Genomic DNA, 24,697 nt, shown 5'->3' on the forward strand with positions numbered 1-24,697 from the left:
CAATGGTGGCGGCGGGCCGGTCCGCGCGGGTGCGAGGATCAGGTGGACGACTCAGGAGCAGGAGGACGTGTGAGCCACGCCACCCCCGGTACGCCCGACCGGGTGCATCTCGACAACGGCGGTCGTGCCCCGTGGCACCCGCTCGCCCGCCAGGCGTTCGAGCAGGCGCTCGGCGACGGGTGGGCCGATCCGCGCCGGCTGCACGCCGAGGGCCGCCGCGCCGCTCGCCTGCTCGACGGCGCCCGCGAGGCGATCGCAGCGGTGCTGGGCGCACGGACCCAGGAGGTCCACCTCACGCCGAGCCACACGGCCTCGCTGCACACGGCCGTCGCCTCTGCGGCCGCCGGTCGACGGCGTGCGGGCACCGCGATCGTGACCGGTGCCGTCGAACGGTCGGCGCTGCTGCAGGCGGCCGCGCACGCGGCGGGCGGCGCACACCCGGCAGGCCCGGTCCCGGTCGACCGGCTGGGGCGGGTGGACGCCGACGCGATGATCGCCGCCGTCCGGGCGCCAGGCGTCGCCCTGGCCGCGCTGCAGCACGCGAACGGTGAGGTCGGCACGCTGCAGCCGGTCGAGGCGGTGCACGACGCCGCCCACGCGTCCGGCGTCCCGCTCCTGGTCGACGCGGGTGCGAGCGTCGGGCACGTGGCGGTGCCCGCGACCTGGGACCTCCTGGCCGCCGATCCCGCCGACTGGGGCGGGCCCGCCGGGGTCGGGGTGCTCGCCGTCCGGCAGCGGGTCCGCACCGCGTCGGCCGGGCCGGAGGACGAGGACCCCTGGGCACCGGGCGGCGTGAGCGTGCCGCTCGCGTTCGCCGCCGCGGTGGCGCTGCAGGCGGTCGAGGCGGACCGCGTAGAACAGGAGGCGCGGCGTCGGCAGCTCGTCGAGCGGCTGCGGGCAGAGGTGTCCCGCATCCCCGACGTCGAGGTGGTGGGCGATCCGGACGGCCGGCTCCCCCACGTCGCGACCTTCTCGTTCCTCTACGTGGACGGCGAGGCGCTCGTGACGGAGCTGGACCGGCACGGGTTCGCCGTCGGCTCCGGTTCGGCATGTACCTCGAGCACGCTGGAGCCCTCGCACGTGCTGGCGGCGATGGGCGTGCTCACGCACGGGAACGTGCGGATCGCCCTGGACCGGACCACTACCGCCGACGAGGTGAACCGCTTCTGCGCGGTGCTGCCCGGCGCCGTGGCTAGCGTGCGGGAGATGCTCGGCGTGGGCGGCCTCTGATGACCGGCACGCTGGTGGACGCGAGGGGGCTGCGGTGCCCGATACCGGTGATCCGGCTGGCAGCAGCCGCGAAGGGACTGCCGGCGGGCACCGAGCTGACCGTCCTGTCGACCGATCCCGCCGCGAAGCTGGACGTGCCCGCATGGTGCCGCATGCGCGGGCACGAGCACGTCTCGACCGAGGAGCACACGGGCGACTGGACCGGCTGGTCCGTCACGGTCCGCCTGGGCTGACCAGAACGAGAGCGGGCCGCTCACCGTGAAGGTGACCGGCCCGCTCTCGTGCGACGTCTTGCCGACGCAGGGCTCAGATCAGGAGAACGACCCACCACAGGCGCACGCGCTGCCTGCGTTCGGGTTGTCGATCGTGAAGCCCTGCTGCTCGATGGTGTCCTTGAAGTCGATGGTGGCGCCCTCGAGGTACGGCACGCTCATCTTGTCCACGACGACCTCGACGCCGTCGTAGTCACGCAGCGCGTCCCCGTCGAGCACACGCTCGTCGAAGTAGAGCTGATAGATCAGCCCGGAACAGCCGCCAGGCTGCACCGCCACACGGAGGCGCAGGTCGTCGCGGCCCTCCTGCTCGAGCAGGCTACGGACCTTGCCCGCGGCGACGTCGGTGACGTTGACGCCGTGGGTCCCGATGTCCGTGGTCGTGTCGGTCATGTCATCTCCCGATCGTGTTCGACATACCGGTAGTCGATGTCTCAGCGGTGCCAACCCATCGGGCCGTCCGTCTGTTCCCGTCGCCGGTCTGTTCTGACGATCGTACGCCCACGGACCGGCAGCGCCCATCACCGTCCGGCGTTCAGCGCGCCCAGCCGGGCGTCCAGGTCCTGGCGACCCGGGTGACGTCTCCGTCGGCCGCCTCGTGCACCCCGCTGAGGCCCGCGGTCGACCATTCGCGCCTGCTCACCTCGCTCCGGTCGGTGATCACGACGACGGGAACGGCATGCGGGGCGGCCGCCGCCGCGGCCTCGACAACCACGCCGCGGTGCAGCCCCTCGCCGTCGAGCCGCGTGACGTACGCCACGACGACGTCGGCCCGCGCGGCCGCGTCCGCGAGCACCGCACCTTCGCCACGGGGCAGGGCGGACGGCGCGGGGCCGGGCGCGCTGGGGCCAGGATGGGCGGGCCCGACGTCCTGCGGCCCGACGGCGGCCGGCGGGCCCACCGGGATCGCCGCGCCGGCCAGCAGGACTCCCCCGTGGCCCTGTCCGGCAGCGCCCTCCCCGGCCTGTGCCGTGCCGAACGTCGGACCGTCGGCGGGCATTCGCGCAGCGCCCGGCACCCGCACCTCGCGGGCCGCGGCGGTCGTGTGGGGCGCGGCGGTGCGCCACGCGGAGGCGAGTCGCTCGGCGTCGGGCAGGTTCTCGGCAAGCAGCAGCACGTGCACCGACGCATCGTGACACCGTCCTGTCTGGCTGTCACCACCGCGTGTCATGATGGTGACCGTGAGCACCCTGCTGGCTGAACACCCCGGTTTCTCCGAGCCTGCCCCGTCCCCGCTGCTGCTGCTCGGCCAGGGCCGTGACCTGGCCTCCGAGCGCGGCGTGGAGTGCGTGGGCGAGCTGCCCGCACCGAGCGACCCGAACCTCGTCGAGCGGGCCCGTGCGGCGCGCGCCGCCCTGGGCAGCCGGGCGTTCGTGCTCGGGCACCATTACCAGCGCGACGAGGTGATCGACTTCGCCGACGTCACCGGCGACTCCTTCAAGCTCGCGCGCGAGGCCGCCGCCCGTCCCGAGGCGGAGTTCATCCTGTTCTGCGGGGTGCACTTCATGGCCGAGAGCGCGGACATCCTCACCTCGGACCAGCAGCAGGTCGTGCTGCCCGACCTCGCGGCCGGCTGCTCCATGGCGGACATGGCGGCGATCGGCCAGGTCGAGGAGGCGTGGGCGGTGCTGCAGGACGTCGGCATCGCGGACTCGACGATCCCCGTCACCTACATGAACTCGTCGGCGGCCATCAAGGCGTTCACCGGCCGCCACGACGGCACCGTGTGCACCTCGTCCAACGCCGAGGTCGCGCTGCGCTGGGCGTTCGACCAGGTGGGCGGGATCGACGGCACCGGGAAGGTGCTGTTCCTCCCCGACCAGCACCTGGGCCGCAACACCGCGGTCCTCGCGCTCGGGATGTCGCTGGACGAGTGCGTGGTGTTCGACCCGCGCAAGCCGAACGGCGGGCTCACGGACCAGGAGCTGCGCGACGCCCGGATGATCCTGTGGCGCGGCCACTGCTCGGTGCACGGCCGCTTCTCGGTGCAGAACGTCACCGACATCCGCGCGGCGGTCCCCGGCGTCAACGTGCTGGTGCACCCGGAGTGCAAGAACGAGGTCGTCACGGCCGCCGACCACGTGGGCTCCACCGAGTACATCATCAAGCAGCTCGAGGCCGCCGAGCCCGGCTCCTCGTGGGCCATCGGCACCGAGCTGAACCTGGTGCGCCGGGTCGCCAAGGCACATCCGGACAAGAACGTGCACTACCTCGACTCGACGGTGTGCTTCTGCTCCACCATGAACCGGATCGACCTGCCCCACCTCGTGTGGGCGATGGAGTCGCTCGTGGAGGGACGCATGGTGAACCGGATCGTCGTGGACGCCGACGACGCCCACTGGGCCCGCGTGGCGCTCGACCAGATGCTGGCCCTCCCGGGAATCTGACACGGAGCGAGCACATGACCGGTAACGGCGGGTTGCGCATCGGGATCTTCGTCTTCGACGGGGCGGAGGAGCTCGACGTCGTCGGGCCCTTCGAGGTGTTCGCGGAGTGGGGCTCCCACTCGCAGGAGCTCCGGCCGTCGGTGAGCACGTTCTCCTGGGACGGCTCCGGCGTGCGGCTCGCGAAGGGTCTGCGGATCCTGCCGGCGCACGGCGCGGACGACGTCGGGCCGCTGCACGTGCTGATCTACCCGGGCGGCCTGGGAACGCGACCGCTGATCGCCCAGGCGGGGCACCTCGAGTGGCTGCGGCAGATCCGCAAGCAGACCCCGGTCATGGCGAGCGTCTGCACGGGCGCCCTCTCGTTCGCCGCCGCGGGCCTGCTGGCGGGACGGCCGGCCACCACGCACCGCGACTACTACGACGAGCTCGCCGAGCTCGACCCGAGCATCCTCGTGGACACGGAGGCCCGGTTCGTGGACGACGGTGACGTGGTCACCTCCGCGGGTGTCGCGGCGGGGATCGACATGGCCCTGCACCTGGTCGAACGACTGGAGTCCGCGGACGTCGCCTGGGCGGTGCGGCGCGAGATCCAGTACCAGGCCGACTGACCGGACAAGTACCCGGCGGACGTACCGAGGCGTCCGGTTGCACAGGTATCTGATACTGACGGTTCCCGGTATAACCTTCGTCGCATGGCTCGCATGTTCCAGCTCACCTGGACCGGACTCTTCCCGCGCAAGGCCCGCCCCGGGCAGACCCTGCTCGACCCGTCGGTCACCCGGATGCGCGTCGGGCTGCTCGACCTCGACTCGAACCTCCACGTCAACAACGGCACGTACCTGCAGATGATGGACGTGGCCCGGAACAACCAGATCGCCGACCTCGGCATGTTCCCGGTCGCCCGCCAGAAGGGCTGGGCGCCGGTGGTCGCGGCGTCGACCATGAAGTACCGCCGGTCCCTGCGGCCGTTCGAGCGGTTCGAGATCACCACCCGGGTCCTGGGCTGGGACGAGCGCATGTTCTACCTGGAGCAGGTGTTCACGCGGGACGACAAGCTGTACGCCCGCGGGATCGTGGCCAGCCGGTTCCTGGACCGCAAGGGCAACCGGATCTCCGCGATCGACGTCGTGCGGGACGCCATGGGCGAGAAGCTGCCCTCTCCCGAGCTCCCCGAGGACGTCGCGGCCTGGGCTCGCGCGCTGGACATCGCACCGCGCGAGCCCTCGACCACGAGCTAGAGCAAGGGCTGGAGCTAGAGCCCCTCGCCGACCTTCGTCAGCAGCAGGGCCTCCGCCAGGACCACCTTCCGCAGCTCGCCGAGGTGCACGGACTCGTTCGCGCCGTGCGCCCGCGAGTCCGGGTCCTCGACACCGGTCACCAGGATCGCGGCCTCCGGGAAGACCTCGAGCAGGTCCGCGATGAACGGGATCGACCCGCCCACGCCGACGTCGACCGGCGGTGTGCCCCACGCCTCGGCGAACGCGCCGCGCGCCGCGCGCATCGCCGCCGTGTCGCCGGCCGCGAGGAACGGCTTGCCCTGCTCGCCGGACCGCCACGTGACGTGCGCGCCGAACGGCGCGTGCTTCGCGACGTGCTCGGCGAGCGCCGCGTCGGCCGCCACCGGGTCCTGCCCGGGGGCGAGGCGTAGCGAGATCTTCGCCGTGCAGCTCGGGGCGATCGTGTTCGACGCCTCCGCCACCGACGTCACGTCCATCCCGATCACGGACAGCGCGGGCTTGGCCCACAGCCGCCCGGAGACGGTGCCGGTCCCGGCGAGCGAGACACCGTCGAGCAGCGACGAGTCCGCGCGGAACGCGGCCTCGGAGTAGTCGACCTCCGGCTCGGGCGCGGCGACCAGGCCGTCGATCGCCACGTCGCCCGCCTCGTCGTGGAACGTCGCCACGAGGCGGGACATCAGGGTGACGGCGTCCAGCACCGCACCACCGAACATGCCGGAGTGCACGGCGTGCTCGAGGACCTTCAGCTCGACCACGCCGTCGACCAGACCGCGCAGCGACGTCGTGAGCGCGGGGACGCCGACGCTCCAGTTCGTCGAGTCGGCCACGACGATGACGTCGGCCGCCAGCAGGTCGCGGTGCGTCTCCAGGAACGCACGGAACGACGGCGACCCCGACTCCTCCTCGCCCTCGAGGAAGACCGTGACGCCGACCGGCAGGTCTGCACCGTCGGGCAGGCCGAGCGCACGCAGCGCGCCCAGGTGGGCGATGATGCCCGCCTTGTCGTCGGCGGCACCCCTGCCGTAGAGCCGCTCGCCCACCTGGGTGGGCTCGAACGGCGCGGTGTCCCAGGTCGCGGGATCACCTGGCGGCTGCACGTCGTGGTGCGCGTACAGGAGCACGGTCGGCGCACCCTCGGGCGCCGGCCTGCGCGCGACGACGGCGGGTGCGCCCGGCGTGCCGTCGGGCCGCGGCGCGGACAGGATCTGGACGTCGGGCAGGCCCGCGTCCCGCAGGAGCTGCTCGGTGGCCGCGGCGCTCGCGGCGACGTGCGCCTGGTCGAACGCGGCGGCCGAGACGCTCGGGATGCGCACCAGCGCCTCGAGATCGGCCTGCAGGGCGGGGAACAGCTCGGCGACGCGGGCGCGGAGGGTCGCGGTTGTATCGGAAGTCACCGCCCCACGTTAACGGCTCGCAGCGGGGCACTGCCGCGACCGATTAGGCTGGGGCGGTGTTCTCCCGCAGCAAGACTCCGACACCCGACGGCGTGACCCCCGTGGGCGACTCCCCCGACAACGTGACGCCCGCGTCCGCGACGACGTCGGACAGCGCCTTGAAGAAGGGGCGCCCGACGCCCAAGCGCAACGTCGCGCAGGCCGCGAACAAGCGCCCCCTCGTCCCGAACGACCGCAAGGCCGCACGCAAGGCGCAGCGCGAGAAGTCGCGCGTCGACCGCGAGCGCGCCTACCAGGCGATGCAGACCGGCGACGAGAAGTACATGCCGGCCAAGGACAAGGGTCCCGTGCGCCGGTACGTGCGCGACTTCGTGGACGCACGCTGGAACCTCGGCGAGTTCTTCCTGCCGGTCGCGTTCATCTTCCTGTTCGCGACGTTCTTCACCTCGCAGTACCCGCAGCTCAGCATCATCGTGATGCTCGGTCTCTACGGGTTCCTGTTCCTGACGATCATCGACGCGTGGCTCCTGTGGCGGTCGCTGAAGAAGCGCCTGACCGCGAAGTTCGGCGACGTGCAGCGCGGTCTCCTGATGTACACGATCACGCGCGCCTACCAGCTGCGCCGTTCGCGCCTGCCGAAGCCGATGAGCAAGAAGCGCGGCAGCTACCCGGAGTAACTCGCTAGTCGGGCGCCGCACGTGTCAGACACACGGGTCACCAGGGTGACCTGTACGTCTGACACGTGCGGCGCCGTCTGACAACTCAGCGCGCTGAGTCAGGCCGGGCGCTTCTTCGGCATGCCCTCGAGGGTCTTCGTCGGGTCGCGCTCGATCACGCCGTCCAGCGCGTCGTCGATCTGCTTCATCAGCTCGGCGGGGATCGTCACACCCGACGCCTTGACGTTCTCGGCCACCTGCTCCGGACGCGACGCACCCACGAGCGCGGCGGCCACGTTGTCGTTCTGCAGCACCCACGCGACGGCGAGCTGCGCCATCGACAGGTCCAGCTCGGCGGCCACCGGCTTGAGGTTCTGCACGGCGGTCAGCGTCTCGTCGGTCATGAAGCGGCTGATCGTCTGCGCGCCGCCCTTCTCGTCGGTCGCACGCGAGCCGGCGGGAGCCGGCTGGCCCGGCAGGTACTTGCCCGAGAGCACGCCCTGCGCCATCGGCGACCAGACGATCTGCGAGACGCCGGCCTCCTTCGAGGCGGGAACCACCTCGTCCTCGATGACCCGCCACAGCATGGAGTACTGCGGCTGCGAGGAGATCAGCTGGAAGCCGAGCTCCTTGGCGAGCGCGGCGCCGTCGCGGATCTGATCGGCGGACCACTCCGAGACACCGATGTAGAGGGCCTTGCCCTGGCGCACGATGTCGGCGAACGCCTGCATCGTCTCCTCGAGCGGGGTCTCGACGTCGTACCGGTGCGCCTGGTACAGGTCGACGTAGTCGGTGCCGAGACGGGTCAGGGACCCGTTGATCGACTCCATGATGTGCTTGCGCGACAGGCCCACGTCGTTGGGGCCCTTGGGGCCGGTGGGCCAGTAGACCTTCGTGAAGATCTCCAGCGACTCGCGGCGCTCGCCCTTCAGCGCGTCGCCGAGCACCTGTTCCGCGGCCGTGTTGGCGTATGCGTCGGCGGTGTCGAAGGTGGTGATACCCGCGTCGAGGGCGGCGCGGACGCACGCCGTGGCGACGTCGTTCTCCACCTGCGAGGCGTGGGTGAGCCAGTTGCCGTAGGTGATCTCCGAGATCTTGAGACCACTGTTGCCGAGGTACCGATAGTTGACCATGCCGTCACCCTATGACAACCGTCGAATCGAATCGACCCCCTCTTTCATCACTCGATCCTGGCGCGGTGCAGAGTCGCCGTGCCGGCGTCCACGTCCTCCACCCGCCAGGCGACGAGGTCCCCCGCGATCCCGACCGAGGACACCTGGGCGCCCTGGTCCAGGACCTGGGGGCGTCCGTCGCCGAGCGCGTCGGCGACCAGGTACGCGGTGACCCCGTCACCACCCACCGTGCTCCACACCAGGTCGCCGGCAGACACGTCGATCGAGAGCACGGCGTCCCCAGCTGCTCCCGGTTCGAAGGCTCGCTCCCGCCCGGTCCTGCGGTCCAGCACGTGGACCGCAGGGCCGTCGTTCCACGCCACGAGCCGGTCGGACAACGCGAGCCGGGTTCCCCAGCCGGAAGTCCCCCCAGAGCCGGCCGGGGTGGCGGACCGGATGATCTCCGTGCGCCCGTCGTCCCGGAAGGAGGTGATGACGTGTTGCGTCACACCGTCCGCGTCTGTCGTCGCGGTCGTCGTGACCACCTCGTCGTCGTGGGTAGCGAACGTCCGCGCCCCCGTCGCGACGACCTGCTCGTCACCCTCGCCGTCCGCGTCCCTCGCCCAGATCTTGCTCACGGGCTCACCGTCCGGCCCCGCGCCGTTGGTCATCCAGACGACCCGGCCGGCGGTGAGCCCGACCCACGGGTCGCTGAGGAACTCGCCGTCCGCCGTGAGGTCCGACTCGAGGTGCTCCGCCACCGTGACCGGCGGCGACCCGGCTTCTCCGTCGTACACGCGAATCGCCCACACTCCCGGGTCGCCGTCGACCACGGGTGTCTCGACCCAGGCCAGCCGGTCGCCCTGGCGCACCACATCGAAGATCGGGGCGCCCAGACCGTCGACCGTTCCCGAACCCACGTACTCGCCGGCGTGCGCGATCCCGTCCTCCTGGATCTCCACGATCTCGACCACCGACGTGCCGGCGCCCTCGGGCGTTCCGGGCTCCCCCGAACCGGGGAAGGTCTTCACCATGAAGTACGAGCCGTCCTCGGCGAGCGTCGCCGTGGCGCTGTCGTCGCCCAGTACTGCGAACGTCTCGGGCAGCGGCTCCACCTCCGCGGCGGGAACGGTCGGGGCTGCGGTCAGGCCCGGCGCGGGCGCCGCGTCGTCGCGCCGTTCGAGCAGCCGATCGATACCCGTGACCTCCCGGAACCACTCGCTGCCCGGCAGGGCGACATCTCCCAGGCCCGGCACCCGCACCGGTCCCAGCAGGAACCACACCAGCAGCAGCGCGGCGACTCCCGACGTCGCGCCCTGTGCCACCCGACGGCGGCGCAGCGCCGCCCGGCTGCCACGAAGCACAGCGGCGGCGTCCACGGCCGGCGCGTCGACCATCTCCAGGTCGGCCCCCGCGACCATGCCGCGCAGACGTTCCAGCGCGCGGGCGTTGGTCGCCTTGACCGTGCCGACGCTCCGGCCGAGCTCCGCCGCGACGTCGGCCTCCGAGAGGTCCAGCAGGTGCCGGAGCACGACGACGCGCCGCTGCTGGGGTGCGAGCTGTGCGAGGGCCCGCACGAGCGCGTCCCGCAACGCCACCTCTCCGGACCCGTCCTGGGCGGCCCCTACCGGGATGTGGTCGTCGCCCGGTATCACCTCGCGCCGGACGCGCCGCCACGTGTCGATGCGCTGGTTCACCAGGATGCGCCGGGCGTACGCACGCGGTTCACGGTCTCGCACCCGGTCCCAGACGCGGTAGGTGCGCTCGAACGCGGTCTGCACCAGGTCCTCCGCGCGGTGGCTGTCGCCCGTCAGGAGGTAGGCGGTGCGGTAGAGGTACGGTCCGGCCGTCTCGACGAACGCGACGAAGTCGTCGTCACGCGATCGAGCCACGCGCACGGTGGCGCGCTCGGTGGCGCGCTCGGTGGCGCGCCCGGTCTCGTCTTCGGTGTCGATGCTCATACCCCCCACCACGTACCGCGAGGCTCGCAGGTTTATCGGCCGACCGCGACGGAGGCCGGCCTCCGTACCGTCAGAGCGGGAGGTCGGCGCCCGGTGTCGCGCCCCGGAGCCTGCGCAGCACACCCACGGCCAGCAGCGCCTGCCCGACGACGTAGGTCACGGCGACCGCCCGAAGGCTGACGGCGGCGCCGACCCCGCTCGCCATGGTCCCGACCAGCAACAGTCCCGCCGCCGCGACGTGGAGCAGTGCGCCGACGCCCGCGAGGCGGTCGGCCCGCCAGGCCACCACCGCCAGAAGGGACACCGCGGCAACCCAGGCCGAGCCCGCCACGACCGCGCCGACGACGTATTCGCCGAGGTCCACGTGCGCGACCCCGGCGACCAGGACCGCTGCTGCGGCCACGCCCGTGACCCAGCAGGTGACGTCCGCTGCCGAGCGCAGGGGTCCCGCACCCAGCCACCCGCGGAACGCGACGACCTGCACGACCAGAGCCAGCGCGAGGACCGCGCCGCTCACCATCGCCAGGTAGACGAGTCCCTCGAGCTCCATGCCGCTCGTCAACGCGTCCCACGCCCCGGGGAAGAGCGCGGTCGTGACGAACACGTCGCCTAGGTAGCCGAGCGCCAGCGCGACGAGCGTGAGGACGACGGGGCGCGGCCGCAGTGCCCCACCGGACGACGGCGCTGCCGCCCACAACGTCAGGGCCAGGAGCGGTAGCAGCAGCAGATGGGCCACGAGCGGCACCGTGAACCCGCCGTCGTCCCACGCGTCCACGTCACCCGTCACGCGGATCACGACCGCGACGAGCAGCAGGCCGCACGCGATCCGGGACACGGGCCCCGGCAGGACTGCGCGGACACCCGTGCGCTGGGCTTCGACGTCGTTGCTGGTCATGTCGGTGGTCATGTCGCTGGTCATGTCGCTGGTCATGTCGCAATGGTGGGTGCCCACCCGCGCGGGCGCCACCAAAGCAGAGGCCTTCGTCAGTGGTGCCCGGTCAGACCCGACGGCGCGAGCCACCGGGCGGAGACCTGCACCACCGGTCCGACGCCGAAGGCGAAGACGACCGTCGCCCAGCCGAACGTCCCGCCCAGCAGCACGCCGAGCAGCACGACGCCGACCTCGATGCCGGTCTTGACCAGCCAGACGGGCCAGCCGGTCTGCTGCACCAGCCCGGTCATCAGCCCGTCGCGCGGGCCGGGGCCGAACCTGGCCCCGACGTAGGCGGCCGTGCTCACCCCGAGCAGCACGATCCCGCCCAGGGCCAGAGCGATCCCGGCGGGCAGCCCCGGGGTGGGCAGCAGCCGCTCCAGCACCCACAGGGCCGGGTCGATCACCAGGCTGATCACGATGATGTTGGCGACCGTGCCGACACCCGGCCGCTGGCGCAGCGGGATCCAGGCGAGCATCACCAGCAGCCCGATCCCGAGCACCACCCATCCGTAGGCCAGACCCGTGCGGTCCACGATGCCCTGGTCCAGCACGGCCCACGGCATCGCTCCCTGGCCCGAGTGCAGCATCATCGCCGTGGCGACGCCGAAGCCCACGAGGCCCAGCAGCAGCTGGGCGACCCGGCGCGCGGGGTGCATCAGGACGACTGCGGGGCTCCGTTCCTCCGGTGCGGTCGCGGGGAGGACTCCGTGGTCGGCCGGGCGGCCGGTGGTCGTGGTCATGCACCCATGGTGCTTGTCATTGGCCTTGTGTTCCATGGCCAATCGGAGAAGAGTGGCCCCATGTCCGTCGCGAGTCCCACCGTGCTGCGTCAGCTCTCCCCCGCCACGACCGCCCGGCTGCTCGGCGCGTGGCATGCGGGCGGGCCCGCCTACCTGGCCCTCGCCGACGCGCTGCGGGCGGCGGTCCTGTCCGGGACGCTCGCCCCGCACACCCGCCTGCCGAGCGAGCGTGAGCTCGCGGCGGTCCTCGGCGTCTCGCGCACCACCACGTCCGGCGCCTACGCACGGCTTCGCGAGCTCGGGTTCGCGACGAGCCGTGTCGGGTCGGGCACCGTCACCACGCTGCCGCAGCGCGCCACCGGCCCCGTTCCGGGCCGACCGGCCGGCGGCGACGCCCCGGTGGCCGGCGAGACGCTGCGGGGCGCCGTGCGGGCGGTCGGCCTGTCCGGAACCGGACACCTGGACCTGTGGCAGGCGACGCCGCCCGCCCCGCCCGAGCTGCACGAGGCCTTCACCCGGGCGCTGGAGGGGCTACCTGCCTACCTGGACTCGGGCGGCTACGAGCCGTACGGCCTCGCGCCGCTGCGCGAGGCCGTCGCCGCGCGCTACCGCGAGCGCGGTGTGCCGACCACCGCCGACGAGATCCTGATCACCACCGGCGCGCAGCAGGCGATCGCCCTCCTCGCACACACCCACCTGCGCCCCGGTGACCGCGCGGTGGTGGAGTCCCCCACCTACTTCCACGCCATGGAGGCCATGCGCGACGCCGGAGGCCGGGTGGTGGGTGTGCCCGCGGGCCCCCTGGACGTCGACCTGCTCGCCTCGACGGTCCGTCGTGCCCGGCCACGGCTCGTGTACCTGGTGCCGGACTATCAGAACCCGACCGGTTCCGTGCTCTCCGCCGACGAACGTGCGGCCGTCCGGGAGATCGCGGACCGGTACGGAGTCACGGTCGTGGGCGACGAGACCCTCGTCGAGCTCGGGCTGTCGGACGCCGATACGCCGCCGCCGTTCGCCGGGGACGGCACGTCGCCGCACGTGGTGTCCGTGGGGTCGGCCTCGAAGGCGTTCTGGGGCGGGCTGCGCGTCGGCTGGGTCCGGGCGCATCCGCAGGTGATCGCCCAGCTCGCCCGTGCGCGGCAGTCCGCGGACATCGCGACGGCGGTGCTGGAGCAGCTGGCCGTGACGGAGCTGCTCGGGCGCCGTGCCGAGGTGATGGTCGGCCGGCGGCGCATGCTGCGCGAGCGTCGGGACCTGCTCGTCGGCCGTCTCCGGGAGTCGTTCCCCTGGGACGTGCCCACACCCCCGGGCGGGCTGTTCTGCTGGGTGGACCTCGGCCTGCCCGTCGCCCAGGCCTTCGCGGCAGCGGCGGCGGCCGAGGGCGCGCTCGTCGCCGCCGGACCGCTGTTCACGCCGGACAACGCGGGCGCCGCCTCGCACGTCCGGCTCACCTACACGCGGTCACCCGCCGAGCTGACCGAGGCCGTGCCGCGCCTGGTCCGCGCCTGGGGCCGCGTGGCGGGCCGTCGGCGTCGCGCTCACGGCACCACTCACGGCACCACTCACGGAACCACGTAGCTCGAGTTCCGGGCGTCGGTGATCGCCATGTGCCCGGGCGCGTGACCGATGGCGAACGACGGGCGCGACCGCATCACGGCGGCCTGTGGCGTCACCCCGCACGCCCAGAACACGGGGACCTCGCCGTCGCGGACCTCCACCGCGTCCCCGAAGTCCGGGGTCGCGAGGTCGGCGATGCCCAGCGCCGCCGGGTCGCCCACGTGCACCGGCGCGCCGTGCACGGCGGGGTACCGGGAGGTGATCCGGACGGCGTCCGCCACCTGGCTGGCCGGGACCGGCCGCATCGACACCACGAGCGGGCCCGACAGGGCTCCCGCCGGCCGGCACTCCCGGTTGGTGCGGTACATCGGCACGTTGGACCCGGCCTCGATGTGGCGCACGGGCACACCGCCGTCCAGCAGCGCGCTCTCGAAGGTGAAGCTGCAGCCCACCAGGAAGGTGACCAGGTCGTCGCGCCACAGGTGAGTGACGGAGGTGAGCTCCTCGACGAGCTCGCCGTCGCGGTACACGCGGTACGCGGGCAGGTCGGTCCGGAGGTCACCGGCGAAGATCGACGCCGCCGTCTCGCCCGGCTCGGTCACGTCCAGCACCGGGCACGGTTTCGGGTTGCGCTGGGCGAACAGCAGGAAGTCGTAGGCCTCGGCACGGGGCAGGGCGATCAGGTTGGCCTGGGTCCACCCGGCGGCCCAGCCCGACGTGGGGACGCGCAGCCCTGCGCGGAAAAGTGCCCTGGCCTGGCCCGGGGTGAGCTGTGCGGGGGTCTGCTCCATCGGCCCATCATGCCGTTCCCGCCCTCGTTCAGGACCCCCTGGAAGAGATCCGGATCCGTACCAGCAGGCTCATGGCGCCCGCAGCTCCACGCCCGGTGCGGCCTGGGTGCCGTCGTGCAGCAGGCGCACCTGCACCGCGCCGGCCTCGGCCAGCGCACGCCAGTGCTCGCCGAGCCACTGCTCGGCGTCGTACTGCGCCGTGAACACGGGGGTGACGGGTTCCTCCAGGCGACGCCCCTCGGCGTCGTCCAGGGCCCACTCCCACTGCGGACGGATCACTCCAGCCTCCCACTTGCGGTCGAGCCTGCCGAGCGGGTCAGCGCGCGGTTGATCCGCGACGCCCACAACGGTCCCTCGTAGACGAATGACGTGTAGCCCTGGGTCAGGTCGGCTCCTGCGCGCAGGTAGGCGCGGACGTCGTCGGCCCTGGTGATACCGCCGACGCCGATGATGACGGGGCCCGTGCCGAGCCGCTCGCGCAGCCGGGCGACCACCTCGATACCCCGGCCCAGCAGCGGCGGGCCGGACAGGCCGCCGGGGCCGCGGTCGTGGCCGATCGTCGTGTTGACGGCGACCACGCCGTCGAGCCCCAGCTCGAGCACGAGGTCGGCGACGGCGTCGATGTCGTCGTCCGCGAGGTCCGGGGCGATCTTCACCAGGAGCGGGATGCGCCGGCCCGCCGCGGCTGAACCGGTGGCGTTGGCCTCGTCGGCCGCTACGCGGACCGCCTGGAGGATGGGGCGCAGCGACTCCGTCGCCTGCAGGTCGCGCAGGCCGGGGGTGTTCGGTGAGGAGACGTTGACCACCAGGTAGTCCGCCCAGGGAGCCAGCAGGCGGGCCGACGTCGCGTAGTCCCCCGCGGCGTCCTCCGGCGGTGTCACCTTGGTCTTGCCGATGTTGGCGCCGACCACTATCGCGCGGCCCGCCGCGGTGCTCCGCAGCGCGCGCAGCCGGGCCGCCGCGGCCGCGGCACCCTCGTTGTTGAAGCCCATCCGGTTGCGCACACCGCGGACGTCGAGCTCGCGCCACATGCGCGGCTTCTCGTTGCCCGGCTGCGGCTGTGCGGTGACCGTGCCGATCTCGATGAACCCGAAGCCGAGCATCGTCAGGCCCCGGACCGCTCTCGCGTTCTTGTCGAAACCTCCCGCCAGGCCGAACGGCGCGGGCACCACGCGGCCGAACAGGCGCACGCTGCCCGGTCCGCCGGCGCGCTGGCCGAGGAAGGGGGCGACGGCGCCCTGCACGAGGTCACGCAGCACCGGCGTGCTGCCCGCGCGCTCGATCAGCGAGAACGCGAGCTCGTGCGCCTGTTCCGGGTCCATGCGACGGAAGGCGGCGTTGAACAACAACGAGTACGGCCAGCTCATGCAGTCCTCTCCTCGGATGCGCCGGGCGACGTCCGCCACAGCCACCACAACCCCACGAAAGGCAGGACAAGGGGCACGTAACCGTAGCCCTGGCCAAACCCGGACCAGACGGTCGACTCGCCGAACACGTGCTCGTCGGCGAGCGACAGCGCGCCGACGGTCAGGATGCCGACGGCCTCGATACCCACTGTGATCCACGCGACCGTCCGCCAGGCAGGCGTCCCGATCGCGAGGGCGAACGTCGCCACGACGTAGACGACGGCGGCGAGGGTCGACAGCGAGTACGCCACCGGTGCCTCACCGAACTTCACGACCAGCTCGTAGGACGAACGGCCGAGCGCCGCGAACGCCAGGATCCCGTAGACGGTCACCAGGACCCGGCCGAAGCCCTGCCCGGTCCGCCGTCGAGCCACCGCTCGCGCCATCATGCCCCCATCCAGATCTGCCACATGCGCCACTCCAGGAAGGCCACGGTCAGGGACGCCACCAGCAGGACCACCGAGCTCCACCTGGTGCGCTCGGCGAAGGCCCAGGCCGCGGCGACCGGGAGGATCACCAGGGTGGTGGCGTAGTAGCCCCAGAACAGCAGCGGGTCGTCCGCACCGGCGCCGGTGGCGCCCTGCACGATCGCCACGACGCCCTGGACCAGGACGACGCCCTCGATGACGGCACCGCCCCAGAGCTGGTTCAGGATGACCGCGCGGTCGCGCGCCACGAACCAGCCGGCCCACCCGGCCAGGACCACGCACAGCGCGACCACGAGGAGCAGGAGGGCAAGGATCACGTCCCGCAGACTACCGGGCGGCACCTACGAGGCGGCAATCGGATCGTGCGTGACCTGCGCCTCCATCCGTGCGCTGGGCTCACCCCCGAACCGGACGAACACCCCGGAAAGGCCCGGCGGACCAGGAGCAGGACAGGGGGTCAGAGGCGCGGGATACGATCGGGCTCGTGACCGACGTGACCCTCTCCAGCAAGAATCCCACCGCCGTGAAGGCCGAAGCGCTCGTGGTGGCGACCGCCCAGACGTCGGACGGCGTAGCCGTCGTGTCCGACCAGCTCCCCACGGATCTGCTGACCGAGCTCGAGTCGCTCGCGCCCCAGCTCGGCGTGACCGGTGCGCGCGACGAGGTCCGCAAGATCCCGGCCGGCCCGAAGCTCGCGGTCGACGTCCTGGTCCTGACGGGTCTGGGCGAGCGCGCCGAGGACGGCACCTTCGCCACCGAGACCCTGCGGCGCGCCGCGGGTGCGGCGACCCGCGAGCTGGCCGGCCTCAGGTCGGCGGCGATCGCGCTGCCGGCGTCCGACGACGACGAGATCACCGCCGTGACCGAAGGCGCCCTGCTGGGCGCCTACGCGTTCAACCGCTACCGCACCTCCGGCAGGTCCACCACCAAGGACACGGCCAAGGACAGCACCGGCAAGGACGGCGCGAAGCCGGCCAGGAACGGCAAGGACCCGGTCGCCGGCATCGAGATCCTGACGCCGCTGCACAAGAACGCGAAGGCCAAGGTCGCCGCCGAGCGCGCCGAGATCGTCGCCGCGGCGGTCCACGCCGCCCGCGACCTCGTCAACGCGGCGCCCAACGAGCTGTACCCGGCCACGTTCGCCGACGCTGCGAAGGCCGCCGCCAAGGACGTCCGCCACGTCAAGGTGACCGTCCTGGACGACAAGCAGCTCGCGTCCGGCGGCTACGGCGGGCTCACCGCCGTCGGCCAGGGTTCATCGCGCGGCCCGCGCCTCGTCAAGGTCGCCTACACGCCGGCCAAGCCGAACGGCAAGGTGGCGCTGGTCGGCAAGGGCATCACGTTCGACTCCGGCGGCATCTCGATCAAGCCGGCCGCCGGCATGGAGGCGATGAAGTCTGACATGGCGGGCGCCGCCGCCGTCCTGTCCACGGTGGTCGCCGCCGCGAAGCTGAACCTGCCGGTGGCCGTGACCGGCTACCTCTGCCTCGCCGAGAACATGCCGGGCGGCAACGCGCAGCGCCCGGCCGACGTCATCACCATCTACGGCGGCAAGACCGTCGAGGTGCTGAACACCGACGCCGAGGGCCGCATCGTCATGGCCGACGGCCTCGTGTCCGCGATCGAGGACGGCCACGACGTCGTGCTCGACATCGCCACCCTCACGGGCGCCCAGATGGTCGCGCTCGGCAACCGCACCTCCGCCGTCATGGGCACCGACGAGGTCCGCGACGAGGTCAAGGCCGCCGCCGACACCTCGGGCGAGCTGTTCTGGCCGATGCCGCTGCCGGAGGAGCTCAAGTCGAACATCAAGTCCAAGGTGGCCGACGTCGCCAACTCGGGCCCGCGCTGGGGCGGCATGCTCAACGCCGGCCTGTTCCTGCAGACGTTCGTGGGCGACCACCCGTGGGCCCACCTGGACATCGCGGGCCCGGCGTTCAACGAGGGCAGCGGGCACGGCTACACGCCGGGCGGCGGCACCGGCGTCGGCGTTCGGACGCTCCTGAGCTTCCTCGAGGGCCGCGCCGCGGCGACCCCGGCGAAGTAGCGTTTCGCGAAGAAGTAGAGCGCCTGTCCGAGCCCCCCGGCTTCACCCGGGGACGCTCGGACAGGCGCTCTACGTCACGAACCGCTACTTCGGCTTGCGCTGGGCGCTGTTCCAGTCGCGCATCCGCTGCGGGTAACCGGTGAACCGCACGTTGTACACCGGCACCCCGAGCTGGTTCGCGATCTCGAACGCGGCGCGCTCGTCCGGTACCCGGCGACGGGTCCACTCGCCCGTGGTCGCCACGAGCAGGATCGTGCTGGGGATGTCGGTGGTCGGGGGCTCCACATAGGCCTCGACGCCTACCCGCGACCCGATGAACTCACCGAGGTGCGCCAGGGTCTGACGGCGTGCGTCGTTGCCGCTCGGGCGTGATCCGCTACCGGAAGACGATGAGCGTCGCTGGAAGAAACGCGCGAGCGAGCTACGGGACTGGCGGGGCATGAACCGAGCCTACTAGCGAGACCCGCGCCGTCCTAGGCATCTCAGCACCATTCCAGGAAACCCACAGGTCCTGTTCACACGGCCGCCGTCAGGCCGGACATCCTCTTTTCACAGCCCGGGTTGCCCGTCAATGTCGCCACGGTCACACCCGCCGAGCCGGGTTCACGATTGGGGCCACGCCCGCTGAAGTGTCAAGATGGCATGCGGTGCTCACTATCCACCCGATGTGGGCGCCCACAGCGCCACCAGCGAAGTCAACGAGGAGCCAGCACGTGCCTACGCATGACAATCCGGCCACGTTCGACGTCGTCGTGCTCGGCGGGGGCAGCGGCGGCTACGCCACCGCGCTCCGTGCGGCACAGCTGGGCCTGAGCGTGGCCCTCGTCGAAGAGGGCAAGGTCGGCGGTACCTGCCTGCACGTGGGCTGCGTGCCCACCAAGGCGCTCCTGCACGCGGCCGAGGTGGCCGACACCGCCGCGCACGGAGCGCAGTTCGGTGTCCGCACGACGCTGGACGGCATCGACATGCCGGCCGTGCTCGCCTACAAGGACTCGGTGGTCGCCGGCCTGTACAAGGGCCTGCAGGGGCTCATCGCCTCCAGGAAGATCACCGTCGTCGAGGGGCACGGCACGCTCGCGGGCCCTGGCGTCGTCGAGGTCACCTCCGCGGACGGCGCCAAGAGCAGCTGGACCGGCACCCACGTGGTGCTCGCCACGGGCTCCTACGCCCGTAGCCTCCCTGGCCTCGAGCTCGGCGGCCGGGTCATCACCTCCGACGACGCGCTGAAGCTGGACACCGTGCCGAAGTCGGTGGTCGTGCTCGGCGGCGGCGTGATCGGCGTCGAGTTCGCGTCGGTCTGGAGGTCCTTCGGCGCCGACGTGCAGATCGTCGAGGCGCTCCCCCACCTCGTCCCCAACGAGGACGTCGCGCTCTCGAAGGCGCTGGAGCGCGCGTTCCGCAAGCGCGGCATCAAGTTCTCCCTGGGTGAGCGCTTCGCCCAGGTCAAGCAGTCGGAGGACGGCGTACAGGTCGAGCTCGAGTCGGGCACCGCGTTCGACGCCGACCTGCTGCTGGTCGCCGTCGGACGAGGTCCGCGCACCGCCGACCTCGGTTACGAGGCAGCCGGCGTCCGCCTCGACCGCGGCTTCGTCCTGACCGACGAGCTGCTCCGTACGGGCGTCACCACGCCGGCGGGTGGCCAGGTCTGGGCGGTCGGCGACATCGTGCCCGGCCTGCAGCTCGCCCACCGCGGGTTCGCCCAGGGCATCTTCGTGGCCGAGCAGATCGCGGGCCTGGCGCCCACGACCATCGACGAGGCAGCGATCCCGCGCGTCACCTACTGCGAGCCCGAGGTGGCGTCCGTCGGAGTCACCGAGGCGCGAGCCGCCGAGCTGTACGGGCCGGACCAGGTAGAGACCATCGAGTACAACCTCGCGGGCAACGGCAAGAGCAAGATCCTGGGCACCCAGGGCTTCGCGAAGCTCGTGCGCCGCAAGGACGGACCGGTGGTCGGGATGCACCTGATCGGCTCGCGTGTGGGCGAGCTGATCGGCGAGGGCCAGCTCATCGTCGGCTGGGAGGCGTTCCCTGAGGACGTCGCCTCGCTCGTCCACGCACATCCCACCCAGAACGAGGCACTCGGAGAGGCACACATGGCGCTGGCCGGCAAGCCTCTGCACGCCCACAACTGACCCCTTAACGACAAAGGAGACCTCACAGGTCATGTCTGAGAACGTGCAGCTGCCGGCCCTCGGCGAATCCGTTACCGAGGGCACTGTCACCCGCTGGCTCAAGGCTGTCGGCGACGAGGTCGCCGTCGACGAGCCGCTGCTCGAGGTGTCGACCGACAAGGTCGACACCGAGATCCCGTCGCCCGTCGCGGGCGTCCTCGAGCAGATTCTCGTCCAGGAGGACGACACGGTCGAGGTCGGCGCCACTCTCGCCGTCATCGGCGACGGCTCCGGTTCCGGCGCCGCACCGGCCGCTCCCGCGGCCGAGCCTGCCGCCGCCGAGGCTTCCGAGCCGACGCCGCAGGCAGCACCTGCTGAGGCCCCCGCTGCCGAGGCAGCGCCCGCCGAGGAACCCGCCGCCGAGGAGCCCGCCGCACCCGCTGAGGCTCCTGCCCCGGCGGCGGCTCCCGCCGGTGAGGGCACCGAGGTCCCGCTGCCCGCACTGGGCGAGTCGGTCACCGAGGGCACCGTGACCCGCTGGCTCAAGGCGGTCGGCGACGACGTAGCTGTCGACGAGCCGCTGCTCGAGGTGTCGACCGACAAGGTCGACACCGAGATCCCGTCGCCCGTGGCCGGCACCCTCCAGAAGATCCTGGTCCAGGAGGACGAGACCGTCGAGGTCGGCGCCGTCCTGGCGCTCGTCGGTTCGGGTGCCGCCGCACCCGCCGCCGAGGCCTCGGCTCCCGTCCCGGACCCGGCCGCCGACTCCCCGGAGCCGGCCAAGGCCGCTGCGCCCGCACCCGAGGCGCCGGCGCCCGCCCCGGCTCCGGCCGCCGAGGCACCCGCTGCCCCGGCACCCGCTCCGGCAGCTCCGGCTCCCGCCGCTCCGGCACCGGCCGCTCCGGCACCGGCGCCCGCCGCACCCGCCCCGGCGTCGGCCGGTCGCACCATCGGCTCGTACCTGACGCCGCTCGTGCGCAAGCTCGCCGCGGAGAAGGGCGTCGACGTCAACGAGGTGCAGGGCACCGGCGTCGGTGGCCGCATCCGCAAGGAGGACGTGCTCGCCGCCGCGGAGGCGAAGGCCGCTCCGGCTCCGGCAGCAGCAGCGCCCGCGTCGGCAAAGGCACCGTCCGCTCCGGCCAAGCTCGAGGTCTCCCCGCTGCGGGGCACCACCGAGAAGATGTCGCGTCTGCGCAAGATCGTCGCCGAGCGGATGCTCGAGGCGGTGCAGTCGCAGGCTCAGCTGACCACGGTCATGGAGGTCGACGTCACGCGCGTCGCGCAGCTCCGTGCCAAGGCGAAGGAGTCGTTCGCCACGCGCGAGGGCGCCAAGCTGACGTTCCTGCCGTTCTTCACGCAGGCCGCCATCGAGGCGCTCAAGGCCTACCCGAAGATCAACGCCACCATCGACACCGAGAAGGGCGAGATCACCTACCACGGCTCGGAGAACGTCGGCATCGCCGTCGACACCGAGCGTGGCCTCGTGGTCCCGGTCATCAAGAACGCCGGTGACCTGAACCTCGCCGGCATCGCACGGCAGATCCAGGACCTGGGTGCTCGCACCCGGGCGAACAAGGTGACGCCGGACGAGCTGTCGGGCGGCACGTTCAACATCACCAACACGGGTTCGGGCGGGTCGCTCATCGACACCCCGATCGTCCCGCTGGGCCACGCCGCGATCCTGGGCACCGGCACGATCACGAAGCGCCCTGTCGTCGTGACGGACCCGGACGGCAACGAGAGCATCGCGGTGCGCTCGATGGCGTACATCTTCCTCTCCTACGACCACCGCCTGGTCGACGGCGCGGACGCGGCCCGCTTCCTCACCGCCATCAAGAACCGGATCGAGGAGGGCGCGTTCGAGTCCGAGGTCGGTCTCTGACGCGAAAGCGCTCACCCTAGACGCGCAACGCGAAAGCTGACGCGTCGAGCAGGTGGCTGTGGCCGGTCCCGGGTTCGGGGCCGGCCACAGCCGTTCTGGCCGGTAGATTCGCCGCATGGATGTGGCGATCGCCGGCTCGCACGGACTCATCGGCTCCGCGCTGGTCACGGACCTTCTCGCGCGCGGCGACACGGTACGGCGGCTGGTCCGCCGCGGCGCGGCGCCGTCCGACGACGCCGGCCACGCCCCCGACGACCGCACCGGCGCGCCGGGCATCCGCGACGTGCTGTGGGACCCACGGACCGGCGAGCTCGACCCGGCCACGCTGGAGGGGGTCGACGCCGTCGTGAACCTGGCCGGTGCCGGGATCGGCGACCACCGCTGGACCGCCGCCTACAAGCAGACGCTGCTCGGTTCGCGCACCACGACGACGAGCCTGCTCGCGCGCACGGTCGCCCGCCTGGACGACCCGCCGGTGCTGGTCAACAGCTCGGCCGTCGGGGCGTACGGCAGCCGCAAGGACGAGGTGCTCACCGAGGCATCCACGCGCGGGGACGACTTCCTCGCCGGCCTCGTCAAGGCGTGGGAGAACGCGACCACGCCTGCGTCGGACGCCGGGGCGCGCGTCGTGTGGCTGCGGAGCGGCCTGGTGCTGGCCCCCTCGGGCGGCGCGCTCGGCAAGCTGCTGCCCCTCCTGCGCCTCGGCCTCGGCGGACCGCTCGGCAGCGGCCGCCAGTGGTGGAGCTGGATCACCCTCACCGACGAGATAGCGGCGATCCGGCACGTCATCGACACGGAGGTCGACGGTCCGGTCAACGCCGTAGCGCCCGAACCGACGACCAACCGCGAGCTGACCCGTGCGCTAGCGCACGCCCTGCACCGCCCCGCGGTGCTCGCCGTGCCCCGGTTCGCGCTACGGATCGCCGTCGGCCAGTTCGCCGACGACCTCGTCGCCTCCCAGCGGGTCGTGCCCGGCGTGCTGTCCAGGACCGGATTCACCTGGACGCACGCCGGTCCTCAGGACGCGGCCCGCTGGGTGGTTGCGGCGAACGAGGTCAGCGCACCTCGCTGACCCGCCAGCCCTGCGGGGTCCACACGAGGGTCAGGTCGGCCGACTCCTTCGATGCCGGAACCGCCGTCTCACCGCTGTCCGACACCTGCATGTGTGCGGTGATCGTGTACGCGATCCGGACGACTGCCTCGATGGGCGCGTCCTTGCTCGCCGCCTGCTCACCGGCCGTGCCGTCCGTCTCGGACGTCTCGGTGCGCGATGCGGTGGTCGCGTTGTGCAGGGCGGACGCGGCACCCGGGCCCACCGTCACGACCTCCATCGACTGCACCTCGGCGGACGCACCGACCACCTGCGCCCCGGCTCGCCTGAGCTGGTCGAGGATCTTCTTGTCGGCCCGGTAGGCCGGCGAACCCTCCAGGTTGACCGTCTTGATGTCGGACACGGCACCCGCCAGCAGCGCCAGGCGGCGCGACGTCAGCTCGGCGGCGGCACCCGCCGGGTCCTTGGCGTTGGCCACCGGGCTGATGCCGCCAAGCTTTGTCGCGGAGGCCTCGGGCGACGGCGCCGCCGCAGCGGGCCGGTCGCCGCCGAAGACCTGGGGCATGGCGGTGACTCCCGCCGTGATACCCGCGACGACGCCCGCCGCGATCATCATCGTGGCGAACACGGAGACGGTGGTGGTCCGTGGCTCGGCGTCCTCCGCGACCAGCTCCGTACGGGACCGCCCGTTGATCGGCGCCATCGCCCGGCGCCGCGCCTGGGCCGCCCAGGCCCTGCCGTCGACCGCCGCGATGGAACCGGTGAGCGTCTTGGCAGCCGTGCGCCAGGCCGACGGCGTGTGCGCGCCGAGCGGGACGTGACCCGCGAGCGGCACGGGGCCGCTGATGGCCGCCGAGATCAGCGCGGACCCCGCGGGGAGGCGGACCGGCTCCGGCTTCACGGCGTCGTGCGCGAGCGCCGCGAGGGTGCCCGGCTCGGGCCGGTCGCGCGGGTCCTCGGCGCGGGCGCTGGCCAGGACTGCACGCAGGGCCTCGTCGGCCGCGGAGTTCAGGCTCGGGCCGGGGAAGCCGAGCACCGACTCGACGAGCGTGGCCAGGGACGTGACGTCGACCGGGTCGTCGCTGTGGTCCGGGAGCGTCACGCGCGGTCGCAGCATCGCGCTGCCGTCGGAGCGCAGCAGCACGTCCGTGGGCCGGACCCCGCCGTGGACGAGGCCCACGCTGTGCAGGGCCGCGAGCGCCTGCGCGATCGCGACGGTGACGCCCGCGCCTTCCGCGGCGGTCAGGGGACCCCGCGATCCGACGGCTGTGGGCAGATCGACAGTTCCCGTCCGCGACAGCCGTACGTCCAGGTTGTCCGGACCGTTCGGGGAGATGGCGATGAGCGGCACCAGATTGGGGTGGTCCAGTGTCGCGAGAGTGTCTAGACGGCGCACCAGGAGGGCGCGAGCCGCGGCCTCCGTGGGGACGGCCACGCGGACCAGTTCCGCAGATTCGATGTAGTGCACGCATTCATGAGAACCCCGTGCTGCGAAGCCCG

Annotated in this window: 25 protein-coding genes; 11 read left to right on the plus strand and 14 right to left on the minus strand. The window is 72.4% G+C overall.

The genetic code is table 11. The features are described 5' to 3' along the window. The first annotated feature begins 69 nt into the window (after positions 1-69). Positions 70-1,230: a cysteine desulfurase family protein gene (locus ACQEVI_RS02805; RefSeq protein ID WP_432894417.1), complete on the plus strand. Its 1,161-nt coding sequence runs from the start codon at positions 70-72 to the stop codon at positions 1,228-1,230. Beyond that, positions 1,230-1,463, plus strand: a complete 234-nt coding sequence (locus ACQEVI_RS02810; protein WP_432894419.1) for a sulfurtransferase TusA family protein — start codon at positions 1,230-1,232, stop codon at positions 1,461-1,463. Before ACQEVI_RS02805 ends, ACQEVI_RS02810 begins: the two co-directional genes overlap by 1 nt. A gap of 78 nt (positions 1,464-1,541) precedes the next feature. Here the strand turns inward: ACQEVI_RS02810 and erpA are convergent, their stop codons facing one another. Beyond that, the gene (gene erpA / locus ACQEVI_RS02815) at positions 1,542-1,895 is read right to left on the minus strand and encodes an iron-sulfur cluster insertion protein ErpA (RefSeq protein ID WP_108495706.1); all 354 of its coding nucleotides are present in this window, start codon (positions 1,893-1,895) and stop codon (positions 1,542-1,544) included. Between the two features lie 142 nt (positions 1,896-2,037). After that, a complete protein-coding gene (locus tag ACQEVI_RS02820; protein WP_432894421.1) occupies positions 2,038-2,625 on the minus strand; it encodes a hypothetical protein in 588 nt (195 codons plus the stop codon). A 49-nt stretch (positions 2,626-2,674) separates the two neighbouring features. Here ACQEVI_RS02820 and nadA point away from each other — a divergent pair, with 49 nt between their 5' ends. The 3 genes from nadA to ACQEVI_RS02835 all read left to right on the plus strand — a co-directional run bounded on the left by nadA (position 2,675) and on the right by ACQEVI_RS02835 (position 5,127). Next, positions 2,675-3,889: a quinolinate synthase NadA gene (nadA, locus tag ACQEVI_RS02825; protein WP_432905772.1), complete on the plus strand. Its 1,215-nt coding sequence runs from the start codon at positions 2,675-2,677 to the stop codon at positions 3,887-3,889. A gap of 14 nt (positions 3,890-3,903) precedes the next feature. Further along, positions 3,904-4,497, plus strand: a complete 594-nt coding sequence (locus ACQEVI_RS02830) for a DJ-1/PfpI family protein (protein WP_432894423.1) — start codon at positions 3,904-3,906, stop codon at positions 4,495-4,497. An 84-nt stretch (positions 4,498-4,581) separates the two neighbouring features. Continuing rightward, positions 4,582-5,127, plus strand: a complete 546-nt coding sequence (locus ACQEVI_RS02835) for an acyl-CoA thioesterase (protein ID WP_432894425.1) — start codon at positions 4,582-4,584, stop codon at positions 5,125-5,127. A gap of 14 nt (positions 5,128-5,141) precedes the next feature. Here the strand turns inward: ACQEVI_RS02835 and ACQEVI_RS02840 are convergent, their stop codons facing one another. Beyond that, positions 5,142-6,521: a dipeptidase gene (locus ACQEVI_RS02840; RefSeq protein WP_432894426.1), complete on the minus strand. Its 1,380-nt coding sequence runs from the start codon at positions 6,519-6,521 to the stop codon at positions 5,142-5,144. 56 nt (positions 6,522-6,577) lie between these two features. Between ACQEVI_RS02840 and ACQEVI_RS02845 the strand changes: the two genes are divergently transcribed. Next, positions 6,578-7,198 (plus strand): DUF3043 domain-containing protein, encoded by a 621-nt coding sequence (locus ACQEVI_RS02845; RefSeq protein ID WP_432894428.1) that lies wholly within the window; start codon positions 6,578-6,580, stop codon positions 7,196-7,198. 98 nt (positions 7,199-7,296) lie between these two features. Here ACQEVI_RS02845 and ACQEVI_RS02850 read toward each other — a convergent pair whose 3' ends face one another. From ACQEVI_RS02850 to ACQEVI_RS02865, 4 genes are all read right to left on the minus strand, one after another. Continuing rightward, complete coding sequence (locus ACQEVI_RS02850) at positions 7,297-8,310, minus strand: aldo/keto reductase family protein (RefSeq protein ID WP_432894430.1); 1,014 nt, start codon at positions 8,308-8,310, stop codon at positions 7,297-7,299. Between the two features lie 47 nt (positions 8,311-8,357). Then, positions 8,358-10,250, minus strand: coding sequence for a SigE family RNA polymerase sigma factor (locus tag ACQEVI_RS02855; protein ID WP_432894432.1), 1,893 nt, complete (start codon positions 10,248-10,250; stop codon positions 8,358-8,360). 70 nt (positions 10,251-10,320) lie between these two features. After that, positions 10,321-11,181, minus strand: a complete 861-nt coding sequence (locus ACQEVI_RS02860) for a hypothetical protein (protein WP_432894434.1) — start codon at positions 11,179-11,181, stop codon at positions 10,321-10,323. A gap of 53 nt (positions 11,182-11,234) precedes the next feature. Then, the gene (locus ACQEVI_RS02865; protein WP_432894436.1) at positions 11,235-11,924 is read right to left on the minus strand and encodes a YczE/YyaS/YitT family protein; all 690 of its coding nucleotides are present in this window, start codon (positions 11,922-11,924) and stop codon (positions 11,235-11,237) included. Between the two features lie 60 nt (positions 11,925-11,984). Here ACQEVI_RS02865 and ACQEVI_RS02870 point away from each other — a divergent pair, with 60 nt between their 5' ends. Next, complete coding sequence (locus ACQEVI_RS02870; protein ID WP_432894438.1) at positions 11,985-13,502, plus strand: PLP-dependent aminotransferase family protein; 1,518 nt, start codon at positions 11,985-11,987, stop codon at positions 13,500-13,502. Here the strand turns inward: ACQEVI_RS02870 and ACQEVI_RS02875 are convergent. The 5 genes from ACQEVI_RS02875 to ACQEVI_RS02895 all read right to left on the minus strand — a co-directional run bounded on the left by ACQEVI_RS02875 (position 13,487) and on the right by ACQEVI_RS02895 (position 16,423). Next, on the minus strand, positions 13,487-14,272 hold the full coding sequence (locus tag ACQEVI_RS02875; RefSeq protein WP_432894440.1) for a putative hydro-lyase: 786 nt from the start codon (positions 14,270-14,272) through the stop codon (positions 13,487-13,489). The genes ACQEVI_RS02870 and ACQEVI_RS02875 overlap by 16 nt on opposite strands. Positions 14,273-14,341: 69 nt before the next feature. Then, positions 14,342-14,551 carry a hypothetical protein gene (locus tag ACQEVI_RS02880; RefSeq protein WP_432894442.1) on the minus strand — a complete coding sequence of 70 codons (210 nt, stop codon included), beginning with the start codon at positions 14,549-14,551 and terminating at the stop codon, positions 14,342-14,344. Further along, positions 14,548-15,639: a quinone-dependent dihydroorotate dehydrogenase gene (locus ACQEVI_RS02885; RefSeq protein WP_432894444.1), complete on the minus strand. Its 1,092-nt coding sequence runs from the start codon at positions 15,637-15,639 to the stop codon at positions 14,548-14,550. The genes ACQEVI_RS02880 and ACQEVI_RS02885 overlap by 4 nt, the downstream gene beginning before the upstream one ends. Continuing rightward, positions 15,636-16,067, minus strand: coding sequence for a hypothetical protein (locus ACQEVI_RS02890; protein ID WP_432894446.1), 432 nt, complete (start codon positions 16,065-16,067; stop codon positions 15,636-15,638). Before ACQEVI_RS02890 ends, ACQEVI_RS02885 begins: the two co-directional genes overlap by 4 nt. Then, the gene (locus ACQEVI_RS02895) at positions 16,064-16,423 is read right to left on the minus strand and encodes a hypothetical protein (protein ID WP_357456120.1); all 360 of its coding nucleotides are present in this window, start codon (positions 16,421-16,423) and stop codon (positions 16,064-16,066) included. The genes ACQEVI_RS02890 and ACQEVI_RS02895 overlap by 4 nt, the downstream gene beginning before the upstream one ends. Before the next feature lie 167 nt (positions 16,424-16,590). On the opposite strand from ACQEVI_RS02895, the gene ACQEVI_RS02900 reads away from it, so the two are divergent. Continuing rightward, complete coding sequence (locus ACQEVI_RS02900; RefSeq protein WP_432894448.1) at positions 16,591-18,153, plus strand: leucyl aminopeptidase; 1,563 nt, start codon at positions 16,591-16,593, stop codon at positions 18,151-18,153. Between the two features lie 84 nt (positions 18,154-18,237). Here ACQEVI_RS02900 and ACQEVI_RS02905 read toward each other — a convergent pair whose 3' ends face one another. Then, positions 18,238-18,594 carry an oxidoreductase gene (locus ACQEVI_RS02905; RefSeq protein WP_116676058.1) on the minus strand — a complete coding sequence of 119 codons (357 nt, stop codon included), beginning with the start codon at positions 18,592-18,594 and terminating at the stop codon, positions 18,238-18,240. A 224-nt stretch (positions 18,595-18,818) separates the two neighbouring features. On the opposite strand from ACQEVI_RS02905, the gene lpdA reads away from it, so the two are divergent. The 3 genes from lpdA to ACQEVI_RS02920 all read left to right on the plus strand — a co-directional run bounded on the left by lpdA (position 18,819) and on the right by ACQEVI_RS02920 (position 23,218). Next, positions 18,819-20,285, plus strand: coding sequence for a dihydrolipoyl dehydrogenase (lpdA, locus tag ACQEVI_RS02910; protein WP_432894451.1), 1,467 nt, complete (start codon positions 18,819-18,821; stop codon positions 20,283-20,285). A gap of 31 nt (positions 20,286-20,316) precedes the next feature. Continuing rightward, a complete protein-coding gene (gene sucB / locus ACQEVI_RS02915) occupies positions 20,317-22,146 on the plus strand; it encodes a 2-oxoglutarate dehydrogenase, E2 component, dihydrolipoamide succinyltransferase (RefSeq protein WP_432894453.1) in 1,830 nt (609 codons plus the stop codon). A 115-nt stretch (positions 22,147-22,261) separates the two neighbouring features. Beyond that, positions 22,262-23,218 carry a TIGR01777 family oxidoreductase gene (locus tag ACQEVI_RS02920; RefSeq protein ID WP_432894455.1) on the plus strand — a complete coding sequence of 319 codons (957 nt, stop codon included), beginning with the start codon at positions 22,262-22,264 and terminating at the stop codon, positions 23,216-23,218. Here ACQEVI_RS02920 and ACQEVI_RS02925 read toward each other — a convergent pair. Next, a complete protein-coding gene (locus ACQEVI_RS02925; RefSeq protein ID WP_432894457.1) occupies positions 23,202-24,665 on the minus strand; it encodes a hypothetical protein in 1,464 nt (487 codons plus the stop codon). The two genes, ACQEVI_RS02920 and ACQEVI_RS02925, sit on opposite strands and share 17 nt — an antisense overlap. Positions 24,666-24,697: the final 32 nt, after the last annotated feature.

The sequence above is a fragment of the Promicromonospora sp. CA-289599 genome (genome assembly GCF_050936155.1).
Classification (GTDB): Bacteria; Actinomycetota; Actinomycetes; order Actinomycetales; family Cellulomonadaceae; genus Promicromonospora.